We start from the raw sequence: 11,476 nt of genomic DNA on the forward strand, positions 1-11,476 counted from the left end.
CCGTGCCGGCTTTCTCCTCCTCCGCAAACGAGTGCTCCTCACAACCTAACGATCATTACGCACCGTCACCGCTTCACGGACTTTGCGCCAGATCCTGAGAGGCGACCGCGCATGTTCGCCACTTTCGACCGCACCAAGAGGAGTTGCGGTGTGCCCGGTGTTCGCGCGGGGAGCCGGTCAGCGAGATCGCCAAGCGCCTGGGCGTCGGGCGCTCCACGCTGTACCGGGCGCTGGAAGACCCCGGCTGATCCCAGCGGCCCCTGCACACCTACGCCCGGACCCCAGGTCACGCGGGGCATCGGCGTCTGCGAATGGGGGTGGGGAGCCGGGGGCCACGCGATTGATCACTTCAGGCTCTTGCGGCGAAAGGACGGCCGGCTCACTGGATCACCGTTTGCGGGCCAGCAGTTGCACTGCTTGCGATGGGTGACCGTTCATCGTGACAACGGAGGTCTGACGCTCGTCCATGAGATCGAAATCAGGCAGGAGAGCGTGCAATTCGACTATGACATGGTGTCGCACCATAGCGCCGTCATCGGTGGCGAACACCCCGTACGGGGTTCCGAACTGCTGGGCATAGGTGGCGTAGCGGCCCCGGTTTCGTTCGTCGTCTTGCAGCACCATGTCACTGATATAGAGGAGCCCACCGGGTGCCAGGACGCGGACAAGTTCGGCGATGAGTGCCCGCTGTGCGTCGTCGTCGGGAATGCACGTCAGCACCGCGAACAACAGCACGACATCGAAGCTCGTCGGCGAGTACGGCAGGTATGGCGGGGACTCCAGCACTGCGAGGCGCAGGTCAGGGTGCAACTGGCGGCCCCGCGCGATCAGAGCGGGAGACAGATCCACTCCGGATACATCGGAGAAGCCATGATCGCTCAGCTCGGCCATGACACGGCCGTACCCGCAGCCGTAGTCCAAGATTCGCGCCGTCCGGCTCACGGTCGCCAGCCAGCCGAGATTCACCGGATGGGTGAACGTCTTCTCAGCGCCGACGGTGTCCCAGTACGCGATCTGACGACCAAGGTCCTTCATGGGAGCACAGTACATGGCCCTCTCGATCGCCCCACTCTCAGCCGAGCTGCCCACGGAGCCTCTGCGGGAGTAGTAATAGGCGGTGACGATCGCCGCCGTACGGGGGGCCTGCACCGGCCTGGCGGGCAGAGCGTCGCGGACAAGATGCTGTTCCTGGTCGCCGCGATGGCCGCCGAGACGGAGCGCGACCTGATCCGCGAGCGCCCCCTGGACGGCCTGGCCGCCGCCGCGCAGGGCCGCAAGGGCGGCCGGCCTTCCCGGGTCAGCGCAGACGTGCCCGACATCGCGCGGGCCCGCCGCGCCTGCGGCTCGGCATGACTTCTCGTTGGATGCTGTAGGTACGATCTTCCGCCACAGCCTGGCGACCGGCCGGGTCCCGGCCTTTCCCGTGCCTCCTGGGTCACGCCGAGTTCGGGCCCTGCGGGGACCTTCGTGCGGGGCGGGTGTGAGTGAAGATCGTGGCCGCGGTGATGATTGCCACCTCGATTCCGAGCACCTTGTCAAGCAGGGTGAAGCCGGAGATGTCCTGAGGCACGAGCACTTGTCGTAGCGTCACGACCGCGAGCAGTGCCGCCGCCAGCTCCAGCGGGCTGGTGTTGTCGGAGCGCCGACGCCACACCAGGAGCGCGACGACGAGCAGCATGGGCGTGAGCAACACGCTGTAGATGAACGTGAGGGTCTTCGGGGAACGGGCAAGGTCAACTTGGAGGTGCCGCAGCGTTCCTCCGGTGAAACTGCCTTTGTTGGCGGTGCCTACCGACGGCAGCGACCAGTCGCCGAGGTTGTCGTCCAGCCGCACTGAGGAGATGGTGTGGAGCAGTCGGCCTTTCTCGCTCCTGTGCTCATGGGGGTGCAGTGTGATCCCTTGGGAAATGGTGAGGTTCACCTGAAATAACGCCGTGTAACGATCGTTCGGGTAATTGTTCATGGTGCCCATAAGCGGCACCTTGAACGTCGGCAGTCCGAGCTCACCGTCCCGTTCACGCACCTCTCGGGGGATGGGCAACTTCATTTCGACAGAATTGGCGCTGGTCCGAAGGTCGTCCCGCCCTTGAACGGTCATGGTGGCGACGGCGCCGTCGTCCACATCGGCCACTCCCCACGCCAGGTAGATGCGGCCGCCCACCGTCACCTGTCTCGACCGCAGGTCCACTTCGCGAACTATCAGGTCGATTTGAGCGTCACATATAGCGAGTTCCCGGCAACTCATGCCGATCAGGCCGGCATCCTTAACGGGGAAAGCGGACCAGACGGCCACGACAACGACTCCGAGGATCACCATATTGAGGGCCCATCGCATGAGTTCACCGTAGCGCTGGCCGTCACGTTGGCTCGCGCGTCGGAAAGGACTCATCCCCGTCAAACGAGGGAGTAATGCTCAGGACCTGTGGATCGGCTCGGGGAGGACGTACCTTCCCGAGTGATTGATCGATAGGTCACCGAGCAAGACCGGTGTTCGCGGCACCGGCCGGGAAGGCATGCCCGTGCTCAGCGTAGTGAACGACGACAGCTCCTCCTTGATCGACGAGATTGTCCGGGAGGGCGCACGATGCATGCCGGCCGCCGCGCTGGAGGCCGAAGTCAACGCCTACATAGCCGAGTTGGCCGACCAGCGCGACGAACGTGGCCGTCGTCTCGTGGTGCGCGACGGCTGTCACCGGCCCCGGAAGGTCACCACCGCAGCCGGCGCGGTCGAGGTGAAGGCGCCGCGGGTGCACGACAAGCGCGTCGACGAGACCACCGGCGAGCGCAATCGGTTCTCCTCCGCGATCCTGCCGCCCTGGTGCCGCAAGTCCCCGAAGATCAGCGAGGTGCTGCCGCTGCTCTACCTGCACGGCCTGTCCTCCGGCGACTTCGTCCCCGCCCTGGAGCAGTTTCTCGGCAGCTCGGCCGGGCTCTCCCCGGCGACGGTCACCCGGCTCACGACGCAGTGGCAGGCCGATCACGCCGCCTTCATGGACCGTGACCTCGCGCAGGTCGACCACGTGTACGTGTGGGCCGACGGCATCCACTCAATGTCTGCCTCGAGGAGGCCAAAGCCTGTGTCCTGGTGCTGATCGGGGTCCGTGCCGACGGCTCCAAGGAGCTGATCGCACTCAAGGACGGCTACCGCGAGTCCGGCGAGTCCTGGGCCGGCCTGATGCGCGACTGTGCCCGCCGGGGCATGCGTGCCCCCGTCCTCGCGGTCGGCGATGGCGCCCTGGGCTTCTGGAAAGCTCTGGCCGAGGTGTTCCCCGCCACCCGCGAACAGAGGTGCTGGGTACACAAAACGGCCAACGTCCTCGATGCCATGCCGAAGTCTGCGCAGGCGGGCGCAAAGAAGGCCATCCAAGACAGCTACCACGCCGGAGGACCGCGATCACGCGGTGCAGGCACTCAAGACGTTCGCCCAGCTCTACGCCGCGAAGTTCCCCAAGGCGGTCAAGAAGATCACCGACGATGCAGCCGAGCTACTGGCGTTCTTCGACCTCCCCGCCGAGCACTGGATCCACCTGCGGACCACGAACCCCATCGAGTCAACGTTCGCCACCGTTCGCCTGCGCACCAAGGTCACCCGCGGCGCCGGCTCCCGCACCGCCGCTCTGGCGATGGTCTTCGAACTCATCGAGTCCGCCCAAGCCCGCCGGCGGGCCGTGAACGCGCCCCACCTCGTCGCCCTCGCCCGCGCCGGAGCCCGCTTCGAACGCGGTGTGCTCGTCGAACGATCCGACGAGCACGCCGCCTGGCCTGCCGCCGACGGAGCCGGTCAGCCGTGCCCGTCGGCCCGCTCGGCGACCAGGGCGCGGAACGCCTCAAGGTCACCGATGACCTCTTCCACACGGTCTCGTTGCTGGTACAGGCTGTAGTAGCGGGCGCCGATGGCATCAGGGTCGGCCACCTCGTCGCCCGGGATGACGCCGGAGGCGATCGTCACCGCTGCCGCGTGAATCCCCTGGGGACGGAGTTCGGCGTGCAGCGCGTGCGCCCAGTTGCGCAAGCCGGCCATGGCCAGGCCCACGTTGGCCAGGAATGGCGCGGCAATCGTGGCGGACACACCGGTTGTCAGCAGCAGTGTCCCCTCGCCCCGGGCGCGCATCTGCGGTAGCACCTGTCCCACGGCCGTCACCGCGCCCAGCACATGCAGCTCGAACTGCGCGGCGGCGGATGTCACCGTGGTCTGTGCGGCGTGGGTGATCGGCCCCGTCGGGCTGGGGCTGTACTCCAGGACATCGACCGGTCCCAGCGCCTCCCCGACCCTGGTGAGAGCATCGGCCAGCGCGTCACGATCTCGGATATCGGCGGGAAAAGCCGCAGCGGTGACGCCCAGCCCGCCCAAATCACCCACCAAAGCGTCCAGGGTGTCCTTGCTCCGGGCGATCAGCCCCACCTGGAAGCCGTGCCTGCCGAAAGCCCGGGCCACGCCCATTCCCAGCCCCGGGCCGGCACCGACAATAACGAGCGTCTTCGCCACCACAACATCCCTTCCGATCACAGCGGCAGTTACTCTTTGTTCGCAACAGCATGATTTGTCACTGCCCTGTCGGTGGCAAGACGGCACATTTATGTCGGTGACGTACATGGAGGTAACCCTTGACGCCCGCCAGGAGCACCCCACCAGCAGGGCGGCGCCGCGACGTCACGCCACCGGCGCCAGAAGACGCGGGCGGTCGCGAGCCTGATGACGAGGTATGCCGACAGGTGCTTCAGATCCTCGCCCTGATCGGCGACAAGTGGAGCATCCTGGTCATCGGGCAGCTCCGCGACCGAACCCTGCGCTTCAGCGAACTGCACCGCGCAGTCACGGGGATCTCGCAGCGCATGCTCACCCTGACCCTGCGGCAACTTGAGCGCGATGGCCTCCTCACCCGGACCGTGCACCCCAGCGTTCCCCCGCGCGTCGACTACGCGCTCACCCCACTTGGCGCAACACTGCTGGACTCCGTCGCCGCGCTTGCCGAATGGGCCACCACACACCGACAAGAAATCAACAGCAACCGACGCCACTACGACGCCGCCCATCCGCCACGAACACAGCCCTAAGGCGCGTGCTTGCTCAGGCCGGTGGCCGTACCCGCGCGGAGACCGCTCGGGAACAACGCGCCCCAATTCTTCGGCAAGGCCACCACCCGCTGAGGGATTCAGGCCGCCGATCGGCGTCGAGCCTGTTGTGCGCTTGAGGGATGGCCGACCGCGGCGGGTTCGGGGTGGAGGCGGATGCCCGTCTGCCGCTCCACCTGGCCGACCAGGGTGTGCAGTGTGGTGGCGAAGGCGGTGGCGGTGGCGCCGTCGCGGGCGACCAGGGTGAGGGTGCGGTGGGTGGAGCACTACACGCCCGGGCCTGACGCTGGCCAGGCTGGTGGCCGCAATGCTGGAGCAGCCATCCGGCGCGGGCCCGTGCCGCTTCGCCGTCGGCGTCGCGGTGGTGGGGGCGCCGGCCGCGTGTACCTCGGCGAGCTCTGTCGCTGAGGCGGTCAGGGGCCGCCGCAACCACCACCGCAACCACCGCCGCCTGAGGCGCCTGCGCCCCGGGGCGAGGCAGGCCACCGGAGGCCGAGAAGCGCGTAGTACAGCTCGTCGCGGCGCAAACCGTACAGGGCGATCGCGACGGGTCCTTCGGCGGTGTTCCGGGGATTGTCCCGCTTGGCGCCTTACGCGCCACCCGCCAGGAGGATGTCGAAATTGACCCGGTCGAAGAACCGGTCGAGATCGACCTCCACGACCCTGTAGGGCGTCAAAACTCGCGCGTATGGTTTGAGCTGGGAGTTTCTCCGACAGGGCCATGCGGCTCGGCGGTACTCGTTGATCACTCCTCCAAGTACCTGATGGCGTTCGATCCGGCCTTCCATCCGCACCACCACGTGCTCATCGAGATCGGGCGGTCGCTGCCCACGAGCCTGATGCGCCGATGCGCGTTGCAGTGATCGCGATACTCGTTCAGGGCCGAACGCAGGTGACGCTCGCCGTAGATCAACATGCGGCCCGGTGCACTCAGCTCGCACCGTCCGGGCCCAGCGCTCGGCATAGCAGTTCGCCCTCGGCGTCCGCCTCGGTTATCGCCCTTCGTCAGCCGGCACCTCGGCGTGGACGGCGCCTGCAATTTCCTGCTTCCCGGCCTGGCCCCGGCACCATCCGCGACCTGCGCGATCCGGACGGTGCCGAAGATGACGACAAGATCTGACCGTCATCCCAGCAAGCGGGCCTGGATCACCCTCCACCACGGCGTTGGCCTTCGGCGGATTCCGCTGACCGAGGCGGGTTCGCAATGGTCATCCTGGTCTACTGCTCGGGCTGGTAGACCAGGATGACCAGGCCAGAGCTGAACGTCTTGTTCGCCAGCAGCTTCAGCTTGGCCTTCGACTCATGCCTGAACAGCGGCTCTCCCCCACCGAGGATGAGGGGGTGCACCCACAGGTGGTACTCGTCGAGCAGCCCGGCCTGCGACAGCGCGTCGGTCAGTCGCCCGTTGCCGTAGATGATGATGTCGCCGCCCGGCTGCTGCTTGAGCTTGGTGACCTCCTCGACGAGGTTCTCGCCCCTGATGATGGTGGAGGTGCCCCAGATGTCGGCCTTCTCCAGGGTGTCGCTGACCACGTAATGGTGCATGCCGTTGATCCGGTCGGAGAACTCGTCGCTGGGCCTGGTCGGCCAGACCGACGCGAACCCCTCGTAGGTGGCCCGCCCCGCCAGCAGGGCGTCCGACCTGCGCATCAGGTCCAGGGCGTACTGGGTGGCATCGTCCGTCCGGTAGTCGAACGACCAGTTCTGCGGCTCGTCGATGTAGCCGTCGAGCGTGGTGTAGGTCGAAGCGATGACTTTCCTCATTGTTCTCTCCATTGATGATCGTTTCTGGCGTCCCGCAGCGTACGGGCCCACCATGACAGCTGGTCAAGCGTGATTCCGGCCGCCGCATGGCAGCTCGCGCCCCGTTTGGGCCAGGAGCCGTCGGCGTCGAAGAGATCCCAGTAGCAGGGCAGGCTGACCGCCTCGGTGACGGCCACCGCCCGCAGCACGGCGAAGATCTCACGGAGCTGGGCGACCGCGTGCAGGCCGCCCGACTCTCTGCCGTACGACACGAAGGCGACCGGTTTGGCCTGCCACTCCGCGTAGTACCAGTCGATGGCGGTCTTGAGCGGTGCGGGGAAGCTGTGGTTGTACTCGGGGGTCACCACCACGAAGCCATCCGCCGCGGCCAGCCGCGGAGCCAGCGCCCGCACCTCGGCAGGCAGCTCCTCGTCCTCGTCGGTGAGGACCTCGGGCAGCCGCGCCTCGGCCAGATCGACGACGTCGACCTCCAGCTCCCTTCGCCTGCGGGCCTGGGCGGCGAACCACTCGGCCACCGTCGGGCCGAACCTGCCGCTTCTGGTGCTGCCGATGATCACCGCCACCTGCAGCCGTTCGTTGCTTGCCATGTGACTACTGTGCTGGGCGGCCCTTACCGGTTCCTTCCACCGCTCTTACCGCTCCGGCATAGGGTGACGGTCATGCGGTTTGGGGTGCTTGGCCCGCTGATGGTGTGGGACGCGGACGGCGTGCCCGTCACGATCCGTGGGCTGAAGGTCCGCGCGATCCTGGCCGACCTGCTCCTGCACGAGGGCCGCCCGGTGTCGGCCGACCGGCTGGTCGACGACCTGTGGGGAGACGACGCCCCCGCCAATCCATCGGCCACGCTGCAGGTCAGGGTCTCGCAGCTGCGCAAGGCGCTGGGCGATCGGAAGCTGGTGGTGCACCGGCCCGCGGGCTACCTGCTGCAGGTGGAGGCGGACGCCGTGGACGCGCGCCGGTTCACCGAGCTCACCAAGCAGGCCCAAGCGGCGAAAGACCCGGGAGCGCGGGCCGCGCTGCTGGCCGATGCGCTGGCCCTGTGGCGGGGCCCGGCGTTTGCCGATTTCGCCGACGAGGAGTTCGCCAGGGCGGCGATCGCCCGGCTGGAGGAGCACCGGCTGGCCGCCGTGGAGGCGCACGCCGAGGCCCGGCTACAGCTGGGAGAACACGCCCTGCTCGCCGGGGAGCTGGCCGACCTGGTGGCGCGGCATCCGCTTCGCGAGCGACTGCGGGCCGTACACCTGAAGGCCCTGTATCGGGCCGGACGGCAGAGCGAGGCGCTGGACAGCTACGCCGACCTGCGCGAACGGCTCGGCGAGGAGCTCGGCCTGGACCCCAGTCCCGAGTTGGCCGAGTTGCAGCGGGCCATCCTCGCCCAGGACCCTGACCTCGCTCCAGCATTGCGGCACGCCACCAACTTGCCCGCTCCGCTCACCGAGCTGATCGGACGGGACGAGTCATTGGCCGTGGTATCCGCACAGCTCGGGACGAATCGGCTGGTGACGCTCTGCGGGTCCGGCGGGGTGGGGAAGACGCGGCTGGCCGTGGAGACGGCGGGCCGGCTGGTCTCCGCCCACGCCGACGGTGTCTGGCTGGTCGAGCTGGCCTCCATGCCCCGGTCCGGCGAGGTGGCCGAGCTCGTGATGGCGGTCATGGAGATCCGCGACCCGGGCGGCGAGCCGCTCTCGGCACGCGACCGGCTGGCGCGTGCGCTGCGCAACCGGCGGGTGCTGCTGGTCCTGGACAACTGCGAGCACGTCGTGGAACAGGTGGCGGATCTGGCGGAGGCGCTGCTGCGGGCCGCGCCGGCACTCCGAATCCTGGCGACGAGCAGGGAGCCGCTGGCGCTGCCTGGCGAGGTGGTGTGGAATGTGCCGCCGCTGGAGCAGGACAGCGCGGTCCGGTTGTTCGCAGCCAGGGCGGCGGCCGCACAGAGCGATTTCCGGCTCGACGACTCGACCGCCCCCGCCGTCTCGTTGCTGTGCAGGCGGCTGGACGGGATCCCGCTGGCGCTGGAGCTGGCCGCCACCAGGGTGCGGGCGCTGGGCGTAGACGGCCTGGTGGAGCGGCTGGACGACCGCTTCAGGCTGCTGGCGACCGGGCATCGGGGTGCGCCTCCCCGCCAGAAGACGCTGACCGCCATGATCGACTGGAGTTGGGAGCTGCTGACCGAGCAGGAGCGGCTCGTGCTGCGCCGCCTGGCCGTACACGCCGACGGGTGCATCCTGGAGGCGGCGGAGGCCGTGTGCCCCGGCGACGGCGTGGCCGCCGATGACGTCCTCGACCTGCTCGCCCGCCTCGTCGACAGGTCGCTGGTGGCCAGGGCGGGAAACCGCTTCCGCCTGCTGGAGTCCGTCGCCGCTTACTGCGTGGAACGCATGCGAGAGGCAGGCGACCTGAATGAGGTGCGGCACCGTCACCATGCCTATTACACCGATCTCGCTGAACGGGCCGCCCCCCACCTCTACGGCCCCAATCAGCGCCAGTGGCTTGGCCTGCTCGACGCGGAGGCCGCCAACCTCCGCGCCGTCGTGGACGGCGCCCACCCGGACCTGACCATCCGTCTCGCCAATGCCCTCACCTGGTACTGGTACCTCCGCGGCCGCCTGACCGAAGCCAGTCGCTCACTCGAAACCGCCCTCACCGCGGCGGGTGGCGGGGGGCGGTCTGTGGCGATGGCGTGGCTTATGGGCATCTCCGTGCTGAAGGGCGGGAGTGCCGAGTGGGTGGCACGCCGGGAGCAGGCAGCGGAGGTGTTCGCCGGAGAGCTGGGCGAGCGGGCCAGGGCCGCGTGGTTCCTGGCCTTCGCGCTGGTGAACCTGGGTGAGATGGAAGCCGCTGAAGACCTGCTCGACAGGGCTCTGGAGGCCCTGCGCGCCGCGGGCGACCGGTGGGGCGAGGCGGCGGCGCTGAGCACTCGCGCCCAGTTCGCGCACGTACGCGGCGACCTGACCGTGCTCGAGCGGGCAGCGACCAGTAGCGCGGAGCTGTTCGCCGAACTCGGCGACCGATGGGGTCAACTGCAGGCATCGGGCTGGCTGGGCGGCCTGGCAGAACTGACCGGCGACAACGACCGCGCCGCCAGGCTGCACGGGGAAGGCGTGGACATGGCGGAGGAGCTGGGCCTGTGGCCGGAGGTCAGCGGTCAACTCGCCTGGCTCGGCTGGACCCACGTGCAACTGGGCGACTACGCGAAGGCCTGGAAGCTGTGCGAGCGCGCCCTCCGCCTCGCCACGGAACAGGACTACGCGGGCGGCGAGATCCTCGCCGAGATCGGCCTCGGCTGCGCCGCCCGCAGGCAGGGCGAGCTCGATCTCGCCGAGGAACACCTCGGCAACCTGGTACGGCGGGCGAAGTCAGGAGGCGGCGCCGAGCCCCTGTACCTCTCGATGGTCCTGGTCGAACTGGGCTTCACCGCCGAGGAACGCGGCGACGCCGAGGCCGCCCGCGCCCTGCACCTGGAGGCGTACAGCGCGGCACGCAAGCTCGACGCCCCGCACAGCGCAATCTCCGCCGCGGAGGGCCTGGCCGGGGCCGTGGCCCTCGCGGGCGCCCACGCCCACGCCGCCCGGCTCCTCGGCGCGGCTGCTGCGTCCCGCGAGGCCACCGCCCTCCCGCAGTCCCCAGCGGAACGTGCCGAGGCCGACAGAATCGCCGCAACCTGTCGCCAGATCCTGGGCGAAGAGATCTTCACCACTGAATACACCGCCGGCCGCCACCAGACCCTGGACGAGACGATCACATAAGCACGTCGTGGTCCTGTACGGAAGATCCTGCCTTCACGCGGCTACGCACGCGGACCTGGAGAACCAACTCGGAGTGCTCGGACTTGTCCTCAATTGCGTCGTTCTATGGACGACTGTCTACCTGGACGCCGCAGTTCGTCAGCTGAAGATGCAGGGTTTCCGCAACGTGTGGATCGAACCCGTCTCCTGGCGACCCGGTCCGGCAGGACGCCCCGCCACCGCGCTCGGGCGGCCTGCCCGCCTCGCTGCCGGTCCCCCGCTGGATCACCGGGTTCGGCGGATGAGGTAGCGGACGTGGGGCGTCTCCAGCCACTCCTCGTCGAGTTCCCTGCCGGTGAGCCGGCCGATTGCCGTGAGGGCCGTCGTGATCATCTCCTCGGTGGGCGATCCCATGTCCACGGGAACGTCCCAATCGGTGGGCATCCGCAGACCCTCGGCGTACTCGTGCAGCGGGTCCAGGATCTCCTCCAACGGCGCGGAGAAGGCGAGCCGGCCGTCGATCGCGTACTCCACGCGGTGCGCGCCATCACCGTGCCAGCCGATCGCGATGGCCCTGCCGCCGTCGCGCGAGAGCTCCGACAACCGGGGTTCTTCTGTGACGTCCATCCACTGGACCTGCACCGCCAGGGTCCAGGCGTCGCAGGGGCCGACGAGGATGATCCCATCCTCGTCACCGGGCATCTCATCACCCTCGAAGCCGAGTCCGATGTCCTCCAGCGTGAGCACCGTCGCGCTGGCTGGGTCGGCGCCGAGCCGCCGGGCGGTCTCCTCGACCGTCAGTCCTTCGGCCCAGACAGCGGCGAAGCCGTCCGCGATGTTCTCCCAGCGGGACTCGAGCAGGTCGTACAGGTGGGTGGGGTTCGGCATGTCCATCCGATCGAACGTGGGGGTGC

At 68.5% G+C, this 11,476-nt stretch carries 10 protein-coding genes and 2 pseudogenes; 6 read left to right on the forward strand and 6 right to left on the reverse strand.

What is annotated here, in order from left to right:
- Positions 1 to 143 precede the first annotated feature (143 nt).
- The gene (locus ACIBVN_RS52720) at positions 144 to 248 is read left to right on the forward strand and encodes a helix-turn-helix domain-containing protein (RefSeq protein WP_397149121.1); all 105 of its coding nucleotides are present in this window, start codon (positions 144 to 146) and stop codon (positions 246 to 248) included.
- Between the two features lie 139 nt (positions 249 to 387).
- On the opposite strand, the gene ACIBVN_RS52725 is transcribed toward ACIBVN_RS52720, so the two are convergent.
- A complete protein-coding gene (locus tag ACIBVN_RS52725) occupies positions 388 to 1,035 on the reverse strand; it encodes a class I SAM-dependent methyltransferase (protein ID WP_397149123.1) in 648 nt (215 codons plus the stop codon).
- A 144-nt stretch (positions 1,036 to 1,179) separates the two neighbouring features.
- On the opposite strand from ACIBVN_RS52725, the gene ACIBVN_RS52730 reads away from it, so the two are divergent.
- Positions 1,180 to 1,353, forward strand: a complete 174-nt coding sequence (locus ACIBVN_RS52730) for a hypothetical protein (protein WP_397149125.1) — start codon at positions 1,180 to 1,182, stop codon at positions 1,351 to 1,353.
- 82 nt (positions 1,354 to 1,435) lie between these two features.
- Here the strand turns inward: ACIBVN_RS52730 and ACIBVN_RS52735 are convergent, their stop codons facing one another.
- Positions 1,436 to 2,335 (reverse strand): DUF4436 family protein, encoded by a 900-nt coding sequence (locus ACIBVN_RS52735; RefSeq protein WP_397149127.1) that lies wholly within the window; start codon positions 2,333 to 2,335, stop codon positions 1,436 to 1,438.
- Between the two features lie 184 nt (positions 2,336 to 2,519).
- Here ACIBVN_RS52735 and ACIBVN_RS52740 point away from each other — a divergent pair.
- Positions 2,520 to 3,843: pseudogene (locus ACIBVN_RS52740) on the forward strand (IS256 family transposase).
- Here the strand turns inward: ACIBVN_RS52740 and ACIBVN_RS52745 are convergent.
- Positions 3,782 to 4,486 (reverse strand): SDR family NAD(P)-dependent oxidoreductase, encoded by a 705-nt coding sequence (locus tag ACIBVN_RS52745; protein ID WP_397149129.1) that lies wholly within the window; start codon positions 4,484 to 4,486, stop codon positions 3,782 to 3,784. The pseudogene ACIBVN_RS52740 and the gene ACIBVN_RS52745 overlap by 62 nt on opposite strands.
- A gap of 227 nt (positions 4,487 to 4,713) precedes the next feature.
- Here ACIBVN_RS52745 and ACIBVN_RS52750 point away from each other — a divergent pair, with 227 nt between their 5' ends.
- Positions 4,714 to 5,055, forward strand: a complete 342-nt coding sequence (locus ACIBVN_RS52750) for a winged helix-turn-helix transcriptional regulator (protein ID WP_397149131.1) — start codon at positions 4,714 to 4,716, stop codon at positions 5,053 to 5,055.
- A gap of 1,236 nt (positions 5,056 to 6,291) precedes the next feature.
- On the opposite strand, the gene ACIBVN_RS52755 is transcribed toward ACIBVN_RS52750, so the two are convergent.
- Both ACIBVN_RS52755 and ACIBVN_RS52760 read right to left on the reverse strand, forming a co-directional pair.
- A complete protein-coding gene (locus ACIBVN_RS52755; protein WP_397149133.1) occupies positions 6,292 to 6,837 on the reverse strand; it encodes a dihydrofolate reductase family protein in 546 nt (181 codons plus the stop codon).
- On the reverse strand, positions 6,834 to 7,424 hold the full coding sequence (locus ACIBVN_RS52760; RefSeq protein ID WP_397149135.1) for an NADPH-dependent FMN reductase: 591 nt from the start codon (positions 7,422 to 7,424) through the stop codon (positions 6,834 to 6,836). The genes ACIBVN_RS52755 and ACIBVN_RS52760 overlap by 4 nt, the downstream gene beginning before the upstream one ends.
- Positions 7,425 to 7,496: 72 nt before the next feature.
- Here ACIBVN_RS52760 and ACIBVN_RS52765 point away from each other — a divergent pair, with 72 nt between their 5' ends.
- Together ACIBVN_RS52765 and ACIBVN_RS52770 are read left to right on the forward strand one after the other, a co-directional pair.
- A complete protein-coding gene (locus ACIBVN_RS52765; RefSeq protein ID WP_397149137.1) occupies positions 7,497 to 10,583 on the forward strand; it encodes a BTAD domain-containing putative transcriptional regulator in 3,087 nt (1,028 codons plus the stop codon).
- Between the two features lie 58 nt (positions 10,584 to 10,641).
- A pseudogene (locus ACIBVN_RS52770) lies at positions 10,642 to 10,729 on the forward strand (hypothetical protein); the annotation flags it as partial.
- A 118-nt stretch (positions 10,730 to 10,847) separates the two neighbouring features.
- On the opposite strand, the gene ACIBVN_RS52775 reads toward ACIBVN_RS52770, so the two are convergent.
- Entirely contained in the window at positions 10,848 to 11,456 is a 609-nt protein-coding gene (locus ACIBVN_RS52775) for a hypothetical protein (RefSeq protein WP_397149139.1), read from the reverse strand.
- Positions 11,457 to 11,476 lie beyond the last annotated feature (20 nt).

It is taken from the genome of Nonomuraea sp. NPDC049400 (assembly GCF_044466425.1).
GTDB lineage: Bacteria > Actinomycetota > Actinomycetes > Streptosporangiales > Streptosporangiaceae > Nonomuraea.